The organism is Cognatiluteimonas telluris, from assembly GCF_011320095.1.
GTDB lineage: Bacteria > Pseudomonadota > Gammaproteobacteria > Xanthomonadales > Xanthomonadaceae > Cognatiluteimonas > Cognatiluteimonas telluris.
On the sequence record NZ_JAANOY010000005.1, the window covers coordinates 24,467 to 45,308 of the forward strand.

Consider the following 20,842-nt stretch of genomic DNA (forward strand, 5'->3'; position numbering starts at 1 on the left):
GCAGGCGCGCGGGCGACGCATGCGAGAATCCGCCGATGGCCCACCACGACGAACCCAAGGCCGGACTGGCGCTGCTGCTGTCGGGCGAACACTGGAAGCGCCGGTTCGCGCTGTGGGGCGGCGGCATCGCGGTGGCCCTGGCGGCGATCGTGTTCGCCAAGGCCAGCGATGCCGCGTTCTCGGTCTTCCGCGGCGTCGTCGCGCATTCGCCTTGGTGGGCGTTGCTGCTGACGCCGGCGATGTTCTCGCTGCTGGCCTGGATCACCACGCGCGGCCTGCAGACCACCCGCGGCAGCGGCATCCCGCAGGTGATCGCGGGCCTGGACCTGCCGGAAGACTGGCGCATGCGCAACCTGTCGCTGCCGGTGGCGGTGTCGAAGATGGCGCTGACGGTGTTCGGCCTGCTGGGCGGCGCGTCGATCGGCCGCGAGGGGCCGACCGTGCACGTGGGCGCGGCGATCATGCATTCGCTGGGCGCGCGTTTCGGCTTCCGCGATCCGGAGCAGAGCGCGCGCTTCCTGCTCGCCGGTGGTGCGGCGGGCATCGCGGCGGCGTTCAACACGCCGCTGGCGGGGGTGGTGTTCGCGATCGAGGAACTCAGCGGTGCGTTCGAACACCGCTTCTCCGGCACGCTGCTGACGGCAGTGATCGTCGGCGGCGTGGTGTCGCTGGGACTGCTGGGCAACTACACCTACTTCGGCACCGTCTCGACCGGGTTGCCACTGGGCCAGGGCTGGCTCGCGGTGCTGGCCTGCGGCGCGCTGTGCGGCCTGGCCGGCGGTATGTTCAGCCGCCTGCTCCTGCTGGCGATGGAAGGCCGCCCGCGTTGGCTGGGACGCCTGCGCCAGCGGCATCCGGTGCTGCTGGCCGCGGCGTGCGGAGTGGTGCTGGCGCTGCTGGGCATCACGCTCGGCGCGGGCGCCTTCGGCACCGGTTATGCGCAGGCGCGCGAACTGCTGCAGGGGCACGCGACGGTCGGCGCTGGCTTTGGCGTGCTCAAGTTCGCCGCCAACCTGGTGTCCTACCTGGCGGGGATTCCCGGCGGCCTGTTCTCGCCGGCACTGGCGGTGGGTGCGGGGCTGGGCCACAACATCGCCGCGTTGCTGCCGGGCGTGGATCCGACGGCGGTGGTGCTGCTGGGCATGTGCGGCTATCTCACTGGCGTGACCCAGGCGCCACTGACGTCCGCCGTGATCACGATGGAACTGACCGACAACAGCGACATGATGCTGCCGATCCTGGCGACGGTGCTGCTCGCGCGCAGCGCGTCGTTGCTGGTGTGCCACACGCCGGTGTACAAGGAGCTCGCGTTGCGGCTGCTCGCCGCTGAAGGCGTGCCCATGCCTGTCGCCGACGACAAGGAAACGAGATGAGCGGGTTCCGCTACGACGGCATCGCGGTGGGGGCCTGCCTGGCGACGGTCGCTGCGGATGACGGTTACGGCGCCATTGAGGACGCGGCGATGGCATGGCGCGATGGGCTGCTCGCTTATGTCGGTCCGCGCAGCGGGCTGCCGGATGCACCTGCAACGCTGGCTGCGGAAGTCGTCGACTGCCATGGCGGCTGGATCACGCCGGGCCTCGTCGATTGCCATACGCACGTGGTGTTTGCGGGCAACCGCGCGGTCGAGTTCGAGCAGCGGCTGCGGGGCGCGAGCTACGAGGAGATCGCACGTGCCGGTGGCGGCATCGTGTCGACCGTGCGCGCGGTGCGTGCCGCGAGCGAGGACGCGTTGCTGGCGCAATCGCTGCCGCGGGCGCAGGCGCTGCTGCGTGACGGCGTCACCACGCTGGAAATCAAATCCGGTTACGGGCTGGACTTCGACAACGAACGCAAGATGCTGCGCGTCGCGCGCCGGATCGGCGAGCAGTTGGGCATCGGCGTGCGCACCACCTTCCTTGGCGCGCATGCGCTGCCGCAGGAATTCGCCGGCGATGCCGACGGCTATATCGCCGCGGTGGTCGACTGGCTGCCGCGGCTGCACGCCGAAGGGCTGGTCGACGCGGTGGATGCCTTCTGCGAAGGCATCGGCTTCACGCCGGCGCAGACGCGGCGGGTGTTCGAGGCCGCGCGCGCGCTCGGACTGCCGGTGAAGCTGCATGCCGACCAGCTGAGCGACCTCGGCGGCGCGGCGCTGGTGGCGGAATTCGGCGGCTTGTCGGCGGACCACATCGAGCACACATCAGAAGCTGGCGTGCGCGCGATGGCGCAGGCGGGCACGGTGGCGGTGCTGCTGCCCGGCGCGTTCCATGTGCTGCGCGAAACGGTGTTGCCGCCGCTGGACCTGCTGCGCGCGCACGGCGTGCCGATGGCGATCGCGACCGATTGCAATCCGGGGACGTCGCCGTTGCTGTCGCTGCGGCAGGCGATGCAACTGGCGTGCACGCATTTCAGGATGACGCCCGAAGACAGCTTGCGCGGCGCCACCCGGCATGCCGCGCGCGCGCTGGGATTGCACGATCGCGGCATGTTGCGCGTGGGCCTGCGCGCGGATTTCGTGCACTGGCGGATCGATGCCCCGGCAGAGCTGGGCTATTGGCTGGGCGGGCAACTGGCGACCACGGTCTTCGCAGGCGGCAGGCGCCTGGTGTGAACGAGCGGCTGATCCGGCAGGAGCCAGGCTGCAATCGGAGTGACCCCCAACAAAAAGCCCCGCGCTGGCGGGGCTTTCGATCACGCCTGGGCGCGATGCTTACTTGGCGGCGGCCTTCTTGGCCACGACCTTCTTTGCCGGTGCCTTGGTGGCGGTCTTGGTCGCGGTCTTCTTCACCGCCGGGGCGGCGTAGCTGCCGGTCGCCTTGGGCGCCGCGTGGGGACGCGCGTTGCCGTAGCTGGAGGTGGCGCGCTTGCCCTTGGCCGTCTTGCTGTCGCCCTTGCCCATCGAACTGACTCCTGGATCATGTGGTCCGCACGCGATGCCGCGTGCGCGAAGTTGCGGATTCTACCGTGGATCGACGCTCGAAGCGGCCGCCCGGACCGCGGCGGCGGCCCGGTCGTTGCCGCTGGACGCTTTCGACCCGTCGCGCTGGCCAATGCGCCGGTGCCGCCTTGGCATCCCTGCCCGTCCGGCGCCGCTCAACGCAGCCGCGCCAGCATCCCGTGCCCGCAGGTGGCGCTGTGGACGTGCCCGTCGCGGCGCGAGAACCGGTTGTTGAGGCGCAGGTTGGCCAGGTGCGCCAGGCCCACCAGCGTGCCGCCGATAGTCATCGTCACGGCATGGGCAAACGTCGCGTGGTGCAGCGGCGCGTACAGCACCCCCAGCCACAGCGCCGCCAGGCCCGGCGCCAGCAGGCCCAGCGCCCGCACCACGCGGTGCCGGCGATAGCCCCAGGCCAGGGTGAACACGCCGAGCAGGGTCGCGAAGGTGACGAACCCGCGTTCGAAATCCTCCCCCAGCCACGCGGCGATGCCGAACGACGGCAGCAGCGCGATCAGCAGCGGCAGCAGCGCGCAATGCACGGCGCAGACCAGCGACCCCGTCGCGCCAAGGCGATCGAGCAGCGGGTGCGGTGCATGTCCGGCAGGCCGGAACCGCGGGCGGACTTCATCCTTCATGCGTTATATTGTAACACTCGACCGCCGCGATTCCGGTGTGAAGGCTCAGGCGTCGAAGACCACTTCCGGCGCGACATGCGCCGGATGCGAGCGCCGCACCACCGGCACCAACTGCGCCAGCAGCGCGCAACCGGCGAGCGTCCACACGATCAGCGCGCCGCTGGGCAGGTCCAGCACCGCCGACAGCACCAGTCCGGTGACATAACCCAGGGCGCCGACGATGTAGGCCGCGGCGAGCCGACCACGCCCACGCATCCCGGCCGTGGCCAACGCCGGCACGATCAGGCTGGCGAACACCAGGTACACCCCGACCAGCTGCACCGAGGCGGTGATTGCCAGCGCGAACAAGCCGTAGAACAGCATCCCGGTCAGCCGCCCCTGCCGCAGCCACAGGAAGCCCAGCAGCACCACCGACAGCACTGCCGCCGGGATCAGCTGCGCATAGCTGACCCAGAGGATCTGCCCGACCAGCAGGTCCTTCAGGTGTTCGCCGCCCTGCGGGTTGTTGGCCAGCAGCAGCAGGCCACCGGTCGCCGCGAGCACGAACAGGGTGCCGATCAGCGGCTCCTGGTATTCGGGCCAGCGACGATCGGTCCACGACAGCAGCGCCGCACCCAGCAGCGCGGCGACCGCGGCCGCCAGTTGCACGGCGTACCCCTGGTCGCCGAAGCCGAGGAACTGCGCGAGGATCACGCCGAGCCCGGCGATCTGGGCGATCGCAAGGTCGATGAAGATGATCCCGCGCGACAGCACCTGCTTGCCCAGCGGCACGTGCGTGGACAGCACGATCAGTCCGGCGACGCAGGCCGGGCCGAGGATGGAGATGTCGAGGCCTTCCCAGTTGAGCGTCACTTCGCCGCTCCCGCATGGGTCGCCGCGAGCAGCTTGGCGATCGTCGAATCGAACAGGCCGAACAGATCCTTCGACTGCGCGTCGCCGCCCACGGTGAAGGGCAACGTCACCGCCGGCACGCCGGTGCGCTCGCTCAGCCATTCGGCGGGCTTGCGGTCCTGGTAGGCGGCGTTGACGATCGCCAGCGTGTTGCTGGCCTTGGTGGTGGCGATCAGGCTCGACATGTGCGCCGCGGTCGGCGGCACGCTCGGCTTGGGTTCCAGCGCGCCGATCTCCTGCATGCCGAGCCAATCCCACAGGTATACCCAGCTGACGTGGTGCACGACGACCTTGCGTCCGCGCAGCGGCGCGGCCTGCGCCTTCCACTTGGTCATGGCCGCCAGCCAGCGCTTGTCGAAGTCGTCCAGCCGCTGCTGGTAGGTGGCGGCATTGGCCGGATCCATCTGCGCGAGGCGGGCTTCGAGCGCCTTGGAAATCACGTAGATGCGGCGCGGATCCATCTGCACGTGCGGATTGCCGTCGGGGTGGACGTCGCCGTTGGCGCGATCGACCGCGGACGGCTTCTCCAGCAGCTTGACCTGCGAATCGGCCATGAAATAGCCCGGTGTGCCCGGCGCGATGTTGGTATTGCCGGCCTGGCGGATCAGCATCGGTAGCCAGCCGATCTCGAGCTCGGCGCCGGTGCAGACGACGAGGTCGGCCGAGCGCACCTGCGCGATCAGGCTCGGCCGCGCTTCGACCACATGCACGTCCTGCAGTGCGGACGTGGCGACCTTGACGTCGACCTTGTCGCCGGCGATCTCATGCACCAGCGAACCCCACTCGGGCTCGCAGGCAAACACCTTGAGTTGCGCATGCGCCGGGGCGGAGAAAACGCCGGCGGCAAGCAGCAGCGCGGGGATGGCGAAGAGCTTCATTTCATTACCTCGTCTCGCGAATCGAATCTGGTTGGTCGTTTGCTTTCGTCAGTCCCGCCTGCGCGGGAGCGAAGCGCCCTAGAACTTGTGCGCCCCGTGCGCACCGATCGCGGTCTGGTATTGCAACGTCACCGCATTGTCACTGTCGACGGGGTTGGGCTTGTCGTGGCTCAGCTGCAGGCGCACCAGGCTGAACTCGCTGTTGCGCCAGGTGATCTCCGCGCTGTGGCGATAGGGATCGAAGCCATCGTTACCCGCGACGAAAGGATTGCCGTCATCCGACCACAGCCGGTCGTAGCGGTAGCCGATGTCCCAGCTGCGGTTGAGGCGATAGACGCTTTCCAGGTAGGCGCCGCGGCGCTGCCCGTTCCACAGCGTGCTCACCGACGGATCGGTCGGATCGGCGAAGGCGCCATCGCGGTTGTCGACGAAATACTCGCCGCGCAGGGTCATGCCGCCATCCTTGGTATTGCCGTTGGGCGCCCACTTCCAGGTGCCGTCGGCGATGTAGAGCGTGGTGTCGCCAGTAAAGCCATCCTCGGCGCCGGCCGCCTGCGTGCGCAGCATCGACACGCCCGCCAGCCACGAATTGTTGGTGCCCACGTCGCCGCCGACGTGGGCGAACAGCGTGCGCGCACCGATGCCGCCGTCCTGCGCGCCGCCACTGGGATAGTTCGCACCGCGGAACATCTCGCCGCCCAGCTCCAGGAACATCGACGTCGGCGCGACCCAGCGCAGCTGCACGCCATCGTCGCCGTACTGGTTGCCGAGGAACGCCTGGTAGGGCAGCGGGCGATCGAAGAAGTTGTCGGTATGCGCGTGGTGGCTGTTGAGGTAGCCGATGTTGGAATAGAAGCGGCCGGCGCGGACGCTGAGGTTGTCCGGCAGCGAGGTCGTCTCGATGAACGCTTCCTCGACGCCGACGTGATCCGCGCCGTCCTCGCTCTCGGCGGTGAAGGTCAGCTGGCCGAAGAATTTGTCGTCGATGTTGGACGCCAGCGACAGTTCGCTTTCGCCCAGTGAAATGCCCTTGGCGCTCGGCGCGCCCTCACCGGCCAGCGGAAAGCCGGTGCGCTGGTAGCCCGCCGGATCCAGCGAGTGGTGCGAGTAACTGCCGTTGAGGATGACGCTGATCGCGGGGTTGAAGGCGTTGGCATTGCTGTCGCCACCGCCCGCGGACGGCGCGGCGACCTGGGCGGTGTCACTGGCGGCCGCGTCCTGCGGACTGGCGGCAAGCGCATCGAGTTCGGCGGCGGTGGAATCGGATCCGGTGGTCTCGGATCCGCTGGTGTCGCCAGCCGGCGCCGTTGCCGCCACGGCGCTGGCGGCGGCCTCCTCGCTGCCTGCGGCCGGGGCCTGGACGACCGTGACGGCCCCCGCCTTCATCGACTCCAGCTCGGTCTGCAAGGCCTGGACCTGGGCTTCCAGCGCCGCGATCCGTTGCGCCTCGGTGCGGGCCGGAGCACCGGCGGCGTAGACGGGGGATGCCAGTGCCGACAGTAGGCACAGGCCAAGCACGGTTCTCTTCATCGGGCCGGATCCATTCAGGAAGGTTATAACATAACACCCAAGAACGCCGCGCTCCACATGACCAATGGCACCCGTGCCGTGGGCCAGGACCGTAAACGCCTGGCGGAAACGGGCATCCTGCGGGCTTCTTCGATCATTGGCGCAGAGCCCCGGGTGCGCTGCGCTTACCCGGGCTACGCAGCCCAGCGGCAGTGGGCGGGGATGACCCGACGGCTCAGGAACGTAGCCGGGGTGAGCAAAGCGCACCGGGGAGCGCCGGGCGGAAATCGGCACCGGCGGGCTTCTCCGTCATTGGCGGAAAGCCCCGGGTGCGCTGCGCTTACCCGGGCTACGTTCGCCGACGTGCTGCGGCGATGGGAACGCCGCGAGCCGGACGGTTCAGCCGCTGCAGCGCGCGCACAGGCCGTGGACTTCTAGCGTCTGCGCCTGCGGCACGAAGCCCAACGCGCGGGCACGTTCGTCGAGTGCGGCGACGACCTGGGCGTCTTCGAGTTCGACCGCCGAATGGCAGCGATCGCAGATCAGGAACGGCACCGAATGCTGCGCGGTGCTCGGATGGTGGCAGGCGACGAAGGCGTTCACCGATTCGAGCTTGTGGATGAAGCCGTTGGCCAGCAGGAAGTCCAGCGCGCGATAGACGGTCGGCGGCGCAGCCGCGCCGGCACCCTCGCCATCGCGCACCTGGTCGAGCAGGTCGTAGGCCTTGAGCGGCCGCCCAGCTTCCGCGATCAGGCCGAGCACGCGCGCGCGGATCGGCGTCAATCGCAGCCCGCGCTCCAGGCTCGCGCGCTCGACGGCCGCCACGAATCCGGAGGCGTCGTGGACGTGGTGCAGGGGATCGATGCAGGCGTGGCCTTTCATGCAGCGATGATGGTGTTTGGCGTACCCAGACTCAAGCGCCGGTTGCCTTTTCTGCGGCAAATCCCGCAAAACGTGGTTGCCGGCGGGTTTGCGATGCGCGTCCGTTCATCGAACACAGCATCGTCCCGCGCAAGGCTGCATGGCGCCGGAGTTCAATCCGGGAAAATCGACCCGGCGCGATCTGGCGGCATCAGGAATAAAGCGCGATCTCGAGCGCGATCAACCTGGAATTCGCGCCAATGCCGCATCGATGCGCTTGAGCGCCTCGCCCTGCCCTGCGAGATAGACGGTCTGCGCGATGTCGGGGCTGACCTGGGTGCCGGTGATCGCCACCCGCAGCGGTTGCGCGACCTTGCCCATGCCCAGCCCCAGCGCTTCGGCGGTCGCGTGCAGGGCGGTGCTGACGTTTTCCGCGGTCCATGCAGCCAGCTGCGCCAAGCGCCCGCGCGCATCGGCCAGCGGCGCCTGCGAGGCCGGCGTCAGGTGCTTGGCGACGGCGACTTCGTCGTAGGTCTGCAACGGCTGGAACCACACCGCCGCGCGTTCGGCCATGTCCTTGAGCGTCTGCACGCGATCGCGCAGCGCGATGACGATGTCCGCAGGCGCCGGGCCCGCGGCCAGGTCGTAGCCGCAGTGCTGCAGGTGCCACACCAGGTGCCTGCCGACTTCGGCCGGGTCGTCGTTCTTCAGGTACTGCTGGTTGAGCCAGCCGAGCTTGGCCGGATCCAGCCGGGATGCTTTCGCGTTGACGTCCTTGAGGTCGAACAGGGACGTCATCTCGGCGATCGAGAATATCTCCTGGTCGCCATGCGACCAGCCCAGCCGCACCAGGTAATTGAGCAGCGCGTGCGGCAGGTAGCCGGCGTCGCGGTACTGCATGACGTCGGCCGCGCCGGTGCGCTTGGACAGCTTCGCGCCTTCGGGGTCGAGGATCATCGGCAGGTGCGCGAACTGCGGGACGTCAGCGCCCAGTGCGCGATAGATGTTGATCTGGCGCGGGGTGTTGTTGACGTGGTCATCGCCGCGCACCACGTCGCTGATGCGCATGTCCAGGTCGTCGACGACGACCGCGAAGTTGTAGGTCGGATAGCCGTCGGAGCGGAAGATGACGAGATCGTCGAGCTCGCTGTTGGCGATCTCGATCCGGCCCTTGACCTTGTCGTCCCAGGCGACCGTGCCGTCGAGCGGATTGCGGAAGCGGATGACGCGATTCGGGTCGTCGCGGAACCCAGCGTTGGCATCGCGATACGCGCCGTTGTAGCGCGGCTTCTCGTTGGCGGCCATCGCCGCCTCGCGCATCGCCTCCAGCTCGGCTTTGGTCTCGTAGGCGTAGTAGGCATTGCCGGCGGCGACCATCTGCTCGGCGACTTCGCGGTAACGCGACAGGCGCTGGGTCTGGTAGACCGGGCCTTCGTCGTAATCCAGCCCCAGCCATTCCATGGCCTGCAGGATGGCGTCGATCGCCGCCTGCGTGCTGCGCTCCTGGTCGGTGTCCTCGATCCGCAGGATGAACTGACCGCCGCGACGGCGCGCTTCCAGCCAGCAGTAAAGCGCCGTGCGCGCACCGCCGATATGCAGGTAGCCGGTAGGACTGGGCGCGAAACGGGTGCGGCAGGACATGCGGTGGGATCCGTCAAAACGCGGATTTTATCGCAGGAAGCGGCGGCGGCCGCGGTGGCCGGCAATCGCGGCCGGCGACCGCTTTACAATGGAGCGATGACGACGCTTTTCATTTCGGACCTGCACCTGGACTCCGAACGTCCGCAGATCACCGAGTTGTTCGGTCGCTTCATCGATGACGAGGGGCATTCGGCCGAGGCGTTGTACATCCTGGGCGACCTGTTCGAAGCCTGGGTGGGTGACGACGATCCCTCGCAGGCCGGGGAATTGGTCGCAGGCAAGCTGCGCGGCCTGGCCGATGCCGGGGTGCCGGTGTACTTCATGCGCGGCAACCGCGACTTCCTGCTCGGTGATGCCTACGCGCGTCGCGCCGGGATGACGATCCTCAACGATCCCGCCGTCGTGACGCTGCATGGCACGCCCACGTTGCTGATGCACGGCGACACCTTGTGCAGCGACGATGTGGCCTACCAGCAGTTCCGCGCACAGACACGCGATCCGGCGTGGCAGCAGCAGTTCCTGGCCCAGCCCTTGCCCGCGCGGCTGGCGTTCGCACAACAGGCACGCGCGGCGAGCCAGGGGCGACAGTCGGAACTGAAGGCGCAGGGCGCGATGGACGCGATCACGGATGTCACCCAGGACACGGTCGAAGCGACGTTCGCGCGCTTTGGCGTGGATCGGATCATCCACGGCCACACGCATCGTCCAGCGGTGCATGCGCACCGGGGCGGGACGCGGATCGTGCTGGGGGACTGGTATGAACAGGGCTCGGTGTTGCGGGTCGATGCGGATGGCGCACGGTTGTCGTCGCTCTAGCGTCCATGGTTCGCAGGCCCGGATCGCGACCCTGCCGTGCAACAGCGCCCGTCCTAGCCCAACCCTTCCAGCATCTCCAGCTCACCCGCGTCGAAGCCCGCTGCAAGCCGGGCATCGCGATTGAATGGCCCACGCAGGCTTCCATGGGCGTACTCGTCCAGTAATTGCCGGAACCGCACGCTGGGGTCGACGCCGGCGCATTCGCAATACCAGCGGAACCAATGCGAGCCCGCAGCGACATGGGCGACTTCCTCGCGCAGGATGAGCTCGAGGATGCCGGCGGTCTGCTCGTCGCCGAGGGCGCGAAGCTTGAGGATCATCGCCGGGGTGACGTCCAGCCCGCGCGCTTCGAGCACGCGCGGCACCAGCGCCATCCGCGCCAGGCCGTCATGCGCGGTTTTTTCGGCCATCTCCCAGAGGCCGTTGTGGGCATCGAAGTCGCCGTACCCATGGCCGAAATCACCCAGGCGCGCGCGCAGCAGCTGGAAATGCCGGGCTTCGTCGGCGGCGACGCCGACCCAGTCGGCAAGGAACCGTTCCGGCAGGCCGCGGAAGCGGTACACGGCGTCCCAGGCCAGATCGATCGCATTGAGTTCGATGTGCGCGATCGAATGGATGAACGCCGCGCGGCCTTGCGGCGAGCCAAGGCCGCGCTTGGACAGCTCGCGCGGATGCACCAGGCGCGGCAGTGCCGGCCGACCGGGCATGCGGATGGGCTCGGGAAGCGGATCGTCGACGCCAACCGCCAGCGCACCGCGCGCATATGCGTCGGCGGCGGCGAACGTCAGCGCGATCTTGTCATCAGGTGCCGAAGCCGACAGGCAGGCATGGGCAGCGGCGTAGAGGGAGTCCACGGATTGCAAAGGGTGCCGTCGGTTGCGCGCTCCCGCTGCGACTACGACGCGCGCCGGGTCTTCTTCGCCTCGTCCGACCGCAGCTGCTGGATGCGCTCGAAGTAGCCCGGCTCGATCCCGGTCACGTATTCGCCGTCGAAGCAGGAGGAGTCGAAGCGCTCGATCAGTTTCTTCGGGCCCGACACCGCGTCCTCCAGGTCCTTGAGGTCCTGGTAGATCAGCCAGTCGCAGCCGAGGATCTGCTGGATTTCGTCCTCGCTGCGGCCGTGCGCGACCAGCTCGTCGACCGACGGCATGTCGATGCCGTAGATGTTGGGGTGGCGCACCGGCGGCGCCGCGGAGGCCAGGTACACCTTCTTGGCGCCGGCGTCGCGCGCCATCTGCACGATCTGCCTGGACGTCGTGCCGCGGACGATGGAGTCGTCGACCAGCAGCACCACCCGGCCCTTGAACTCCAGCGGGATCGGATTGAGCTTGCGCTTGACCGACGCGGCGCGTTCGCCCTGCCCCGGCATGATGAACGTGCGGCCGACGTAGCGGTTCTTGATGAAGCCCTCTCGGTACTTCACGCCCAGCACGTTGGCGATCTCGAGCGCGGCGTCGCGCGAGGTGTCGGGGATCGGTATGACGACGTCGATGTCGTGGTCCGGGCGCAGGCGCAAGATCTTCTCGCCGAGCTTGACGCCCATGCGCATGCGCGCCTTGTGCACCGAGATGTCGTCCATCATCGAATCCGGACGCGCGAAATAGACGTACTCGAAGATGCACGGCGCGTGCTGCTGCGGCTGCGCGCACATCTGCGCGAACAGCTCGCCGCGCGCGGTGGCGACGATGCCCTCGCCCGGCTCGACGTCGCGCACGCGCTCGAAGCCAAGGATGTCCAGCGCGACGGATTCCGATGCCACCGCGTATTCGTCGCCATTGGGCGTGCTGCGCTTGCCAAGCACCAGCGGGCGGATCCCATGCGGATCGCGGAACGCGACCAAGCCGAGTCCAAGCACGGTGCACACCACCGCGTAACCGCCCTTGGCGCGGCGGTTGACGCCTTCGATGGCGCGAAAGGCGGCTTCCGGACTCAGCGTCTTCTGGGTATCGAGCTCGTGGGCGAAGACATTCAGCAGCACTTCCGAATCGGACTCGGTGTTGACGTTGCGCCGGTCCTGCTCGAACACCTCGCGCCGCAGCGCGTCGGTATTGATCAGGTTGCCGTTATGCGCGAGCGCGATCCCGTAGGGCGAATTGACGTAGAAAGGCTGCGCTTCGTCCGACCCCTCGCTACCGGCGGTGGGGTAGCGGCAGTGGGCGATGCCGACACGCCCGGGCAGCAGGCTCATCGCTTTGCTGTCGAAGACGTCGCGCACCAGGCCGTTGCCCTTCTGCACGTGCAGGTGCGCGCGGTCGGCGGTGGCGATCCCGGCCGCGTCCTGGCCGCGGTGCTGCAGCACGGTGAGGCCGTCGTACAGCGCCGCCGCGACGTCGGTGTTGCCTGCAATGCCGATGATGCCGCACATGTCGCTGCTCCGGGGACGCCTCAGGCGCCTGGTTGCGGCAACGCAAATGCGTTGCCGGACTCAATGGAATATGGCGTCGAACCGCCGAAGTCAACCCGCGCCGCGGCCCAGCCAGGCAGCCAGCCGCGCAGCCATTGCGCGCCCGGCAGCAGCACCGGAACCACGCGCGAGCGCTGCCATCCTGCTTCGCGCGGCAGCGCGGTGAAGCCCATCAGCAGCACCAGCAGGCAGGCGACGAAGCCGCCGCGCGCCAGTCCCAGCGCCGCGCCCAGCGCGCGATCCATGCCCGACAAGCCGACTGACTGCAGCAGCTTGCGCAACAACCAACCGATCAGGCCGACGAACACCAGCACGCCCAGGAAACTGACCCCGTAACCGGCGAGCAGTTGCGTCGGCCCGGGGGTCGCGCCGCCGGCCAGCAACAACGCCAGTCTTGCGCCGAAGCGAAACGCCGCCCACACCGCCAGCGTCCATGCCGCCACCGACGCCAGCACGCCGACGAAGCCACGCAGCAGTCCGAGCAACGTCGACACCGCGATGATCGCGAGCAGCAGCAGGTCGGTGGCGTTCATCGCGGCGCGCCCGGTCGCTAGGGATGCGGCCGCACGACGCCGTCCAGGCCGAGCTTGGCTTTCACTTCATCCTTGAGCAGGGTCGCGTCGGTGCGCGTGGCGACGGGACCGACACGCACGCGCGTCAACGCTCCCTTGTCCGTGCGGACAGTTTCGGTGAAGGCGCTGAAGCCGGCGGCGCGCAGGCGATCGCGCAACGCGTTGGCATCCTCGGGCTTGCTGTAGGCCGCCAGTTGCAGCGCGAAACCGGTGGTGTGGGTGGTGATGCCCGGCGCGGCGGTCGTCACGGGCTTCGCGGCCACGGTGGCGGGCTTCGCGGCGGATGGCTTGCTCGTTGCCGGTGGCGTGCTGGCGTCCGGCGCGACGTCACCGGCCGCATCCAGGGTCACGACCTGCGCGCCGAGATCGTCGCGCACGTGGGTCGCGCGCAGGCGGGCGGACTCGGCTTCGGCGCGGGTGGCATAGGGCCCGATGCGCACGCGCCAGGCCGGTTTTCCGTTGGCAGTCGTCGCTTGGCGAAAGCCCGGCAGCTGCGCGCTGCGTAGCGCCGCGACGATCCTGTCGGCCGCCGCGATCGTGGAAAAACTGCCGAAGGCGACGGCGTAGTCACCAGCCGCCGTGGTTGCCGGCAGCGCCGCCGCGGCGGAGCGCACGGACGTCGCCGGCGCGGTTGCAGGCGCTGCGGCGGTTGTTGCCGGGGGCGTCGTGGCGGTGGTCGCGGGCGAAGCGATCGAGGACGCCGCTGCGGGCGCCGACGATGCGGCGGTCGTGGCGGGCGCCGTGGCCATGCCGACAGCGCCGCCTTCGGGCGCCTGGCCCGGCGCGACCAGCGGCAGGTCGCGGGTTTCCACGTCGACGCGCGGCGTGTCCGGCATCGACAGCGGGACGTTGGACACGCCGCTGTCCGGCGCCGGCCCCTGCACCAGCATCGGCAGGAAGATCACCGCCAGGGCGACCAGCACCGCGGCACCGACCAGGCGCTGCTTCAATCGGGAATCCATCGGCGCTCACGGTCAACGGAAGGCCGCGAATTATACCGTGGCGCGCCCTGCCCCTGCCCGGCCGCCAGCCGGGCGTGCAGCCTTCAGACAGGCGCCTGCAACGCCCGCAACGCGGCGCCGGCGGTGTGGAAGGAGCCGAACACCAGCACCCGATCGCCCGCACGTGCCTGTGCCAGGGCCGCGTCGAGCGCCCCCTCGACCGTGGCGAATTTTTCGCCATGCGCCGCGGCGGTCGCCTGCAGGCGGGCGGCGAAGTCGACGACGGCCAGTCCACGCGGACCGTCGAGGCCGCCCAGGTACCAGGCGTCCACCGCCGCGGCCATCGCATCGACGATCCCGGCGGCATCCTTGTCGCCGAGTGCGGCGAACACGCCCAGGGTGCGGCCGCTGGCGGGCACCTGCCCGCACCAGGCGGCCAGTTCACGCGCGGCCTGCGGGTTGTGGGCCACGTCGATGATGATTTCGACCTCGCCGCGCCTGACGCGCTGCAGGCGTCCCGGGAGCCGCACCTGCGCGATGCCGTGGGCGAAGGCTGCGTCGTCGATGTCCGCGTCCAGCGCGCGCAGGGCGGCAATCGCGCAGGCGGCATTGCGCAGCTGCGCCGGGGCAGCCAGGCGCGGCAAGGGCAGTTCCAGATCGAAACCTACTTCGCGCCACTGCCAACGTGCATCGCCGAGCGGCTCGAAGAAGAAATCGCAACCGGCGCGGATCGCCGACGCGCCGATCGCGTAGGCATGTCCCAGCACGCTCGATGGCGGATCGTCATCGCCGATGACCAGCGGGCGGCTGGCACGCGCGATACCGGCTTTTTCGCGGCCGATCGCCTCGCGATCCGCACCGAGCCAATCCATGTGGTCCAGGTCGACCGTGGTCACCACGGCGACATCGGCATCGATGAGGTTGACGGCATCCAGGCGTCCGCCGAGGCCGACTTCGAGCACCGCCAGGTCCAGTCCGCTGCGCTCGAACAGCCACAGCGCCGCCAGCGTGCCGTATTCAAAATAGGTCAGCGCGATGTCGCCGCGCGCGGCCTCGACCGCCGCGAAGGCATCGACGAGTGGTGCATCGCCGACGTCGTGGCCATCGATGTGCACGCGTTCGTTGTAGGCCAGCAGGTGCGGCGAGGTGTAGGCGCCGACGCGCCAGCCTTGCGCGCGGGCGATCGCTTCGATGAATGCGACGGTGGAACCCTTGCCATTGGTGCCGCCGACGGTGATCACGCGGCGCGCCGGCCGCTGCAGTCCCATCCGCGTGGCGACATCGCGTACACGGTCGAGGCCGAGTTCGATGTTGCGTAGATGCTGGCGCTCGATGTAATCGAGCCATTCTGCGAGCGATTTCGGCATGTCGCTATTGTAGGGCGGGCCCTGGCCCGCCTCGGCTGTCGCGCACGGAGCTGGGGGCTTGAGCCGGCTTCGGCTGCGCGCAGGCGCGCAGGAGCTGGCGGGCTTGAGCCCGCCCTATAGGGCGCGATGCACCGCTTCGCCGAACAGCGGCGTGTGGTGGGCGCAGTCGTTCAGCCGCACCAGCTCCAGGTGATCGACATCGGGGCCTTCGAGCAGGTTGAGCGTGGTCGGCGCCTGCCGGAACGACCACAGCCGCGACAGCGGCAGTCCCATCACCCGGGACAGCAGCACGCGGTTGACCGCGTCGTGGGCCACCACCAGCAAGGTGTCGTCATCGCCCAAGCCGTCGCAGGCGCGTGCGAGCGCCGGCCACGCGCGCTCGAGCACCTGCGGCAGCGATTCGCCCTGCGGCATCAGCACCTCGTGCGGCGCCTCGCGCCACGCGCGCAGGCGTTGGGGATCGCGCGCGCGGATCTCGCTGGAGAGCAGGCCTTCCCAGTCGCCATGGGCGATTTCCATCAGGCCGGCGTCGGTGTGCAGCAAGTCACTGCGGCCGGGGCCCAAGGCCAGCTGCGCGGTGCGCAGCGCGCGCGACAACGGCGAGGCGACGGCGCGGTCGACGCGCACGTCGCGCAGGCGCTCGCCCAGGGCACGCGCCTGGCCTTCGCCGACCGGCGACAGCGCGATGTCTTCCTGGCCCTGGTAGCGGCCTTCGGCATTCCACGCGGTTTCGCCGTGGCGGGCGAGCAGGATGCGCATCAGAGCGTCTCCAGCGACAGCACGCCGGGGATGCTGCGCAGCGCCACCAGTTGCGCGTCCGGTACCGCGCGATCGACAGTGATCGCCGCCAGCGCCTCGCCATCGCCCTTGGAGCCGAGCGAGAAGTTGACGATGTTCACGCCCGCCGCGCCCAGGTGCGAACCAACCAGGCCGATGATCCCGGGGCGGTCCTCGTTGCGCATCAGCAGCAGGTGCGATTGCGGATCGAATTCGATTTCGACGCCGTCCAGGCGCACGACACGCGGGCCGCGATGCAGCGTGGCCTCGATCTCGCGCGCGGGTCCGCGGCCGTCCTCGACCCGCAACCGCAGCAGGCGGTCGAAACCGTCGCCATCGCCGCCGACGGTTTCGGCGACGGTCAGTCCGCGCGCGCTGGCTTCCTGCAATGCGTTGACCGGCGTCACCCGGCCCGACGCGGTGCCGAGCAGCGCGGCCACCAGCAGGCGCGTCAGCGGACGCGGATCGAGCGCTTCGCTGTCGCCCGCATAGGTCACGTGCAGGCGTTCGGGCGCCGGCACCAGGCGCGCGCACAGCTTGCCCAGCGCCGACATCAGCGGCATCCACGGCCCGACTTCGCGCGCGGCCTCGGCCGACAGCGGCGGCAGGTTGACGCAGCCGGCAACGGCGCCGGTCGCGAAATAATCCAGGACCTGGCGCGCGAGGATCGTGCTCACCGCCTGCTGCGCCTCGCCGGTGGACGCGCCCAGGTGCGGGGTGAGCACGAGGTTGGGATGCGCGCGCAGCGGCGAATCGGCGGGCAGCGGCTCGGTGGCGAAAGTGTCGAGTGCAGCGCCGGCCAGGCGGCCGCTGTCCAGCGCGTCGAGCAGAGCACCTTCGTCGATGAGCCCGCCGCGCGCGGCGTTGATCAGGTACGCCCCTGGCTTCATCCGCGCCAGCGTGTCGGCGTTGAGCAGGTGCGTGGTGTCCTTGGTGCGCGGGATGTGCAGGCTGACGACGTCGGCCCAGGCGAGCAGTTCATCCAGCGTCTTCAACGGCACGCTGCCATGGCCCGCGGCGGCCGGCGGCAGGAACGGATCGAAGGCGGCCACGTCCATCCCCAGCGCGCGCGCCTTGCGCGCCACCGTGCCGCCGATGCGGCCCAGGCCGATGACGCCGAGCTTCTTGCCTTCCAGCTCGAAGCCGGTGAGCCCGGCCTTGGGCCACTGCCCGGCCTTCATGCCGGCATCGGCGCGCGGCACGTGGCGGGCGAGCGCGAACAGCAGCGACAACGCATGTTCGGCCGCGGCCAGGGTGTTGCCGTCGGGTGCGTTCATCACCGCGATGCCGCGCGCGGTGGCGGCGTCGACATCGATGGTATCGACGCCGGCGCCAGCGCGGCCGATCACGCGCAGGGCGCCGGCGTGTTCGAGCGCGGGCGCGCCAACCGCGGTGGCCGAGCGCACCAGCAGCGCATCGACGCCGGACAGCGCCTTCGCCAATGCGGCCGGATCCTTCAGCGGGTCGGAGATTTCGACGTCCCAGCCGGCGTCGCGGAACAGCGCGAGCCCGTCGTCGTGGATGCCATCGCAAGCCAGCACTTTCATCGCATGCTCCAGTGGTCGGGGACCACGGACACGCACGCCGCCGGCAGAACGTCAGGCGCCGCGAAACGGCAGCGCAGTGCGATCGGGAGACGGGGCCGGCTGGCATGGGAATCCGCGATTGGCGGCCAGCCTAGCAGAGGCGCGCGGCGACGCAAGCTGGCATCTCGGCAGCCGGCACGACACCATGGCGGCCCCGATCACAGGCGAAGACCGATGCCGCAGGCCAAGGGCGAATTCGAAGTCAACCGCAGCGACGAGCCGGCCTGCGACATGGGCGGCGGCGCGAGCGCGGGCCATTACCGCTTCGACAAACGATTCCACGGCGCGCTCGACGCCACCAGCGTGGTGCACATGCTCGCCGTGGGCACCGACACGCCCGGGTCGGCGGCCTACGTCGCGATCGAGCGGCTCGAGGGTCGCCTGGACGGGCGGGCCGGCGCCTTCTTCCTGCAACACAACGGAATCATGGAGCGCGGCGCGGCCACCCTGTCGCTGACCATCGTGCCCGACTCGGGGCGCGAGGAGCTTGCCGGCATCAGCGGCCGCATGGCGATCGAGATCGCCGACAGCAAGCACTTCTACACGCTGGATTACAGCCTTCCCGAAAACTGAGGCCGGGGCGCGGGTCACGGGCCGTCCTGCGACCGGCGCGTATAATTCGCGGCCTCCCAGGCGACGCGGCGGCGATGGCTCAGACGATGAAGGCGTTGGTGAAGCGCGAGCCCGGCAAGGGCATCTGGATGGAAGACGTGCCGGTGCCCGCTCCCGGCCCGAACGAAGTCCTGATCAAGGTCGAAAAAACCGCGATCTGCGGCACCGACCTGCATATCTACCTGTGGGACGAGTGGAGCCAGCGCACGATCAAGCCGGGGCTGGTGATCGGCCATGAGTTCGTCGGCCGCATCGCCGAACTCGGTGCCGGCGTCACCGGCTACAGGGTCGGCCAGCGCGTCAGCGCCGAAGGCCATATCGTCTGCGGCCATTGCCGCAACTGTCGCGGCGGCCGCCAGCACCTGTGCCCGAACACGGTCGGCATCGGCGTCAACCGCAACGGCGCGTTCGCCGAATACATCGTGATGCCGGCGACCAACCTGTGGCCGATCCCCGACCAGATCCCGAGCGAGCTGGCGGCGTTCTTCGATCCCTATGGCAACGCCGCGCATTGCGCGCTGGAGTTCGACGTCGTCGGCGAGGACGTGCTGATCACCGGCGCAGGGCCGATCGGGATCATCGCCGCCGGCATCTGCAAGTTCATCGGCGCGCGCAACGTGGTGGTCACCGACGTCAACGATTTCCGCCTCAAGCTCGCCGCCGACATGGGCGCGACGCGGGTCGTCAACGTCAGCAATACCTCGCTCAAGGACGTGATGGCCGACCTGCACATGGAAGGCTTCGACGTCGGCCTGGAGATGAGCGGCAACCCGCGCGCGTTCAACGACATGCTCGACTGCATGTACCACGGCGGCAAGATCGCGATGCTCGGCATCATGCCCAAGGGCGCCGGCGCGGACTGGGACAAGGTCATCTTCAAGGGCCTCACGCTGCACGGCATGTACGGCCGGCGCATGTACGAGACCTGGTACAAGATGACGCAGCTCGTGCTGGGCGGCTTCCCGCTGGGCAAGGTGCTCACCCACCAGCTGCCGATCGATGCATTCCAGCAGGGCTTCGACCTGATGGAAGCAGGCAAGGCCGGCAAGGTCGTGTTGAGCTGGAATTGACCGCTCCGCCGTTCACGCGCCAGCGGGACCCCGTGGACGTTCCCGTCCTGCTGCATCCGAACACCGCAATCAACGTCCCTGCATTCCCGCTTGCGCGGGAATGACGAGCAGAGAGAAGTCGCATGTCCCTGACCCAACGCTACGCCGACACCCTCGACGAGATCCGCGACGCCGGGCTGTTCAAGTCCGAGCGCATCATCACCTCGCCGCAGGCGGCCGAGATCACGCTCGAGGACGGGCGCACGGTGCTCAATTTCTGCGCCAACAACTACCTCGGGCTCGCCGACCATCCGGCGATGATCCAGGCGGCGAAGGACGCGCTGGATACCCACGGTTTCGGCATGGCGTCGGTGCGCTTCATCTGCGGCACCCAGGACATGCACAAGCAGCTGGAACGCACGATCGCGGCGTTCTTCGGGACGCAGGACACGATCCTGTACGCCGCCTGCTTCGATGCCAACGGCGGGCTGTTCGAGCCGTTGCTGGACGAGAAGGACGCGATCATCTCCGACGCGCTCAACCACGCCTCGATCATCGACGGCGTGCGCATGTGCAAGGCCAGGCGCTACCGCTACGCCAACTGCGACATAGCCGACCTCGAGAAGCAGCTGCAGCAGGCCCGGGCGGATGGCGCACGCACCATCCTGATCACCAGCGACGGCGTGTTCTCGATGGACGGCTTCATCGCGCCGCTGGACGAGATCACGCGCCTGGCGAAGCAGTACGACGCGCTGGTGCATATCGACGAATGCCACGCGACCGGGTTCCTCGGGGCAACCGGCCGCGGCTCGGCCGAGGTCAAGGGCGTGATGGACCGGATCGACATCTTCACCGGCACCCTTGGCAAGGCGATGGGCGGCGCGGTCGGCGGCTTCACCACCGCGCGGCGCGAGGTGATCGAGCTGTTGCGCCAGCGTTCGCGCCCGTACCTGTTTTCCAACTCGTTGCCGCCGCACGTGGTCGCGGCCGGGATCAAGGCGTTCGAGATGCTCGATGCCGCCGGCGAGCTGCGCGAGCGCCTAGCGGAAAACACGCGCTACTTCCGCGAGCGGATGACCGCCGCCGGCTTCGACATCAAGCCCGGCGTGCATCCCATCAGCCCGGTGATGCTGTACGACGCGCCATTGGCGCAACGCTTCGCGCAGCGCCTGCTGGAAGAAGGGATCTATGCGATCGGCTTCTTCTTCCCGGTGGTGCCGCAGGGGCAGGCGCGCATCCGCACCCAGCTGTCCGCGGCGCATACGCGCGAGCAACTGGATCGGGCGATCGATGCGTTCGTGAAGATCGGGCGCGAGCTGGGCGTGTTGAAGGGCTGACGGGGTGATTGCGCGGGCGGCGCGGTTCGATGCGAGGCGGGCGGGG

At 69.1% G+C, this 20,842-nt stretch carries 20 protein-coding genes; 6 read left to right on the top strand and 14 right to left on the bottom strand.

Annotated features, from left to right (window positions below; translation table 11 throughout):
- The first annotated feature begins 35 nt into the window (after positions 1 to 35).
- Together G7B67_RS05030 and hutI are read left to right on the top strand one after the other, a co-directional pair.
- The gene (locus tag G7B67_RS05030) at positions 36 to 1,373 is read left to right on the top strand and encodes a chloride channel protein (protein ID WP_166208870.1); all 1,338 of its coding nucleotides are present in this window, start codon (positions 36 to 38) and stop codon (positions 1,371 to 1,373) included.
- On the top strand, positions 1,370 to 2,593 hold the full coding sequence (hutI, locus tag G7B67_RS05035) for an imidazolonepropionase (protein WP_166208873.1): 1,224 nt from the start codon (positions 1,370 to 1,372) through the stop codon (positions 2,591 to 2,593). The genes G7B67_RS05030 and hutI overlap by 4 nt, the downstream gene beginning before the upstream one ends.
- Positions 2,594 to 2,692: 99 nt before the next feature.
- Here hutI and G7B67_RS05040 read toward each other — a convergent pair whose 3' ends face one another.
- From G7B67_RS05040 to gltX, 7 genes are all read right to left on the bottom strand, one after another.
- Positions 2,693 to 2,881 (bottom strand): 30S ribosomal protein THX, encoded by a 189-nt coding sequence (locus G7B67_RS05040; protein WP_166208876.1) that lies wholly within the window; start codon positions 2,879 to 2,881, stop codon positions 2,693 to 2,695.
- 194 nt (positions 2,882 to 3,075) lie between these two features.
- Complete coding sequence (locus G7B67_RS05045; protein WP_166208879.1) at positions 3,076 to 3,555, bottom strand: MerC domain-containing protein; 480 nt, start codon at positions 3,553 to 3,555, stop codon at positions 3,076 to 3,078.
- Positions 3,556 to 3,600: 45 nt separating this feature from the next.
- A complete protein-coding gene (locus G7B67_RS05050; RefSeq protein ID WP_166208795.1) occupies positions 3,601 to 4,407 on the bottom strand; it encodes a metal ABC transporter permease in 807 nt (268 codons plus the stop codon).
- Entirely contained in the window at positions 4,404 to 5,324 is a 921-nt protein-coding gene (locus G7B67_RS05055; RefSeq protein ID WP_166208882.1) for a metal ABC transporter substrate-binding protein, read from the bottom strand. Before G7B67_RS05055 ends, G7B67_RS05050 begins: the two co-directional genes overlap by 4 nt.
- 78 nt (positions 5,325 to 5,402) lie before the next feature.
- Positions 5,403 to 6,854, bottom strand: coding sequence for a carbohydrate porin (locus G7B67_RS05060; protein ID WP_166208885.1), 1,452 nt, complete (start codon positions 6,852 to 6,854; stop codon positions 5,403 to 5,405).
- Positions 6,855 to 7,232: 378 nt separating this feature from the next.
- Complete coding sequence (locus G7B67_RS05065) at positions 7,233 to 7,715, bottom strand: transcriptional repressor (protein ID WP_166208888.1); 483 nt, start codon at positions 7,713 to 7,715, stop codon at positions 7,233 to 7,235.
- A 219-nt stretch (positions 7,716 to 7,934) separates the two neighbouring features.
- A complete protein-coding gene (gene gltX / locus G7B67_RS05070) occupies positions 7,935 to 9,335 on the bottom strand; it encodes a glutamate--tRNA ligase (protein ID WP_166208891.1) in 1,401 nt (466 codons plus the stop codon).
- 96 nt (positions 9,336 to 9,431) lie between these two features.
- Here gltX and lpxH point away from each other — a divergent pair, with 96 nt between their 5' ends.
- Positions 9,432 to 10,151 (top strand): UDP-2,3-diacylglucosamine diphosphatase, encoded by a 720-nt coding sequence (lpxH, locus tag G7B67_RS05075; RefSeq protein WP_166208894.1) that lies wholly within the window; start codon positions 9,432 to 9,434, stop codon positions 10,149 to 10,151.
- A 53-nt stretch (positions 10,152 to 10,204) separates the two neighbouring features.
- Here lpxH and G7B67_RS05080 read toward each other — a convergent pair whose 3' ends face one another.
- The 7 genes from G7B67_RS05080 to serA all read right to left on the bottom strand — a co-directional run bounded on the left by G7B67_RS05080 (position 10,205) and on the right by serA (position 17,759).
- On the bottom strand, positions 10,205 to 11,014 hold the full coding sequence (locus tag G7B67_RS05080) for a ferritin-like domain-containing protein (protein WP_166208897.1): 810 nt from the start codon (positions 11,012 to 11,014) through the stop codon (positions 10,205 to 10,207).
- Positions 11,015 to 11,046: 32 nt separating this feature from the next.
- Positions 11,047 to 12,516, bottom strand: a complete 1,470-nt coding sequence (purF, locus tag G7B67_RS05085; protein WP_166208900.1) for an amidophosphoribosyltransferase — start codon at positions 12,514 to 12,516, stop codon at positions 11,047 to 11,049.
- Positions 12,517 to 12,536: 20 nt separating this feature from the next.
- Positions 12,537 to 13,088 carry a CvpA family protein gene (locus G7B67_RS05090; protein WP_166208903.1) on the bottom strand — a complete coding sequence of 184 codons (552 nt, stop codon included), beginning with the start codon at positions 13,086 to 13,088 and terminating at the stop codon, positions 12,537 to 12,539.
- 17 nt (positions 13,089 to 13,105) lie between these two features.
- Positions 13,106 to 14,089 carry an SPOR domain-containing protein gene (locus G7B67_RS05095; RefSeq protein ID WP_166208905.1) on the bottom strand — a complete coding sequence of 328 codons (984 nt, stop codon included), beginning with the start codon at positions 14,087 to 14,089 and terminating at the stop codon, positions 13,106 to 13,108.
- Between the two features lie 83 nt (positions 14,090 to 14,172).
- Positions 14,173 to 15,435, bottom strand: a complete 1,263-nt coding sequence (gene folC, locus G7B67_RS05100) for a bifunctional tetrahydrofolate synthase/dihydrofolate synthase (RefSeq protein WP_166208908.1) — start codon at positions 15,433 to 15,435, stop codon at positions 14,173 to 14,175.
- A 114-nt stretch (positions 15,436 to 15,549) separates the two neighbouring features.
- Positions 15,550 to 16,194 (bottom strand): histidine phosphatase family protein, encoded by a 645-nt coding sequence (locus tag G7B67_RS05105; protein ID WP_166208911.1) that lies wholly within the window; start codon positions 16,192 to 16,194, stop codon positions 15,550 to 15,552.
- Positions 16,194 to 17,759: a phosphoglycerate dehydrogenase gene (serA, locus tag G7B67_RS05110; protein WP_166208913.1), complete on the bottom strand. Its 1,566-nt coding sequence runs from the start codon at positions 17,757 to 17,759 to the stop codon at positions 16,194 to 16,196. The genes G7B67_RS05105 and serA overlap by 1 nt, the downstream gene beginning before the upstream one ends.
- A gap of 213 nt (positions 17,760 to 17,972) precedes the next feature.
- On the opposite strand from serA, the gene G7B67_RS05115 reads away from it, so the two are divergent.
- From G7B67_RS05115 to kbl, 3 genes are all read left to right on the top strand, one after another.
- Positions 17,973 to 18,371 (top strand): DUF3224 domain-containing protein, encoded by a 399-nt coding sequence (locus tag G7B67_RS05115; RefSeq protein WP_166208916.1) that lies wholly within the window; start codon positions 17,973 to 17,975, stop codon positions 18,369 to 18,371.
- A 74-nt stretch (positions 18,372 to 18,445) separates the two neighbouring features.
- On the top strand, positions 18,446 to 19,480 hold the full coding sequence (tdh, locus tag G7B67_RS05120) for an L-threonine 3-dehydrogenase (protein ID WP_166208919.1): 1,035 nt from the start codon (positions 18,446 to 18,448) through the stop codon (positions 19,478 to 19,480).
- A gap of 122 nt (positions 19,481 to 19,602) precedes the next feature.
- A complete protein-coding gene (gene kbl, locus G7B67_RS05125; RefSeq protein WP_166208922.1) occupies positions 19,603 to 20,796 on the top strand; it encodes a glycine C-acetyltransferase in 1,194 nt (397 codons plus the stop codon).
- Positions 20,797 to 20,842: the final 46 nt, after the last annotated feature.

Excerpts from the sequence above, each read along its gene's own strand:
- G7B67_RS05030 (WP_166208870.1), top strand. The coding sequence starts at position 36 with ATGGCCCACCACGACGAACCCAAGGCCGGACTGGCGCTGCTGCTGTCG.
- hutI (WP_166208873.1), top strand. The coding sequence starts at position 1,370 with ATGAGCGGGTTCCGCTACGACGGCATCGCGGTGGGGGCCTGCCTGGCG.
- G7B67_RS05040 (WP_166208876.1), bottom strand. The coding sequence starts at position 2,881 with ATGGGCAAGGGCGACAGCAAGACGGCCAAGGGCAAGCGCGCCACCTCC.
- G7B67_RS05045 (WP_166208879.1), bottom strand. The coding sequence starts at position 3,555 with ATGAAGGATGAAGTCCGCCCGCGGTTCCGGCCTGCCGGACATGCACCG.
- G7B67_RS05055 (WP_166208882.1), bottom strand. The coding sequence starts at position 5,324 with ATGAAGCTCTTCGCCATCCCCGCGCTGCTGCTTGCCGCCGGCGTTTTC.
- G7B67_RS05060 (WP_166208885.1), bottom strand. The coding sequence starts at position 6,854 with ATGAAGAGAACCGTGCTTGGCCTGTGCCTACTGTCGGCACTGGCATCC.
- G7B67_RS05065 (WP_166208888.1), bottom strand. The coding sequence starts at position 7,715 with ATGAAAGGCCACGCCTGCATCGATCCCCTGCACCACGTCCACGACGCC.
- gltX (WP_166208891.1), bottom strand. The coding sequence starts at position 9,335 with ATGTCCTGCCGCACCCGTTTCGCGCCCAGTCCTACCGGCTACCTGCAT.
- lpxH (WP_166208894.1), top strand. The coding sequence starts at position 9,432 with ATGACGACGCTTTTCATTTCGGACCTGCACCTGGACTCCGAACGTCCG.
- purF (WP_166208900.1), bottom strand. The coding sequence starts at position 12,516 with ATGTGCGGCATCATCGGCATTGCAGGCAACACCGACGTCGCGGCGGCG.
- G7B67_RS05090 (WP_166208903.1), bottom strand. The coding sequence starts at position 13,088 with ATGAACGCCACCGACCTGCTGCTGCTCGCGATCATCGCGGTGTCGACG.
- G7B67_RS05095 (WP_166208905.1), bottom strand. The coding sequence starts at position 14,089 with ATGGATTCCCGATTGAAGCAGCGCCTGGTCGGTGCCGCGGTGCTGGTC.
- folC (WP_166208908.1), bottom strand. The coding sequence starts at position 15,435 with ATGCCGAAATCGCTCGCAGAATGGCTCGATTACATCGAGCGCCAGCAT.
- G7B67_RS05105 (WP_166208911.1), bottom strand. The coding sequence starts at position 16,194 with ATGCGCATCCTGCTCGCCCGCCACGGCGAAACCGCGTGGAATGCCGAA.
- serA (WP_166208913.1), bottom strand. The coding sequence starts at position 17,759 with ATGAAAGTGCTGGCTTGCGATGGCATCCACGACGACGGGCTCGCGCTG.
- G7B67_RS05115 (WP_166208916.1), top strand. The coding sequence starts at position 17,973 with ATGCCGCAGGCCAAGGGCGAATTCGAAGTCAACCGCAGCGACGAGCCG.
- tdh (WP_166208919.1), top strand. The coding sequence starts at position 18,446 with ATGGCTCAGACGATGAAGGCGTTGGTGAAGCGCGAGCCCGGCAAGGGC.
- kbl (WP_166208922.1), top strand. The coding sequence starts at position 19,603 with ATGTCCCTGACCCAACGCTACGCCGACACCCTCGACGAGATCCGCGAC.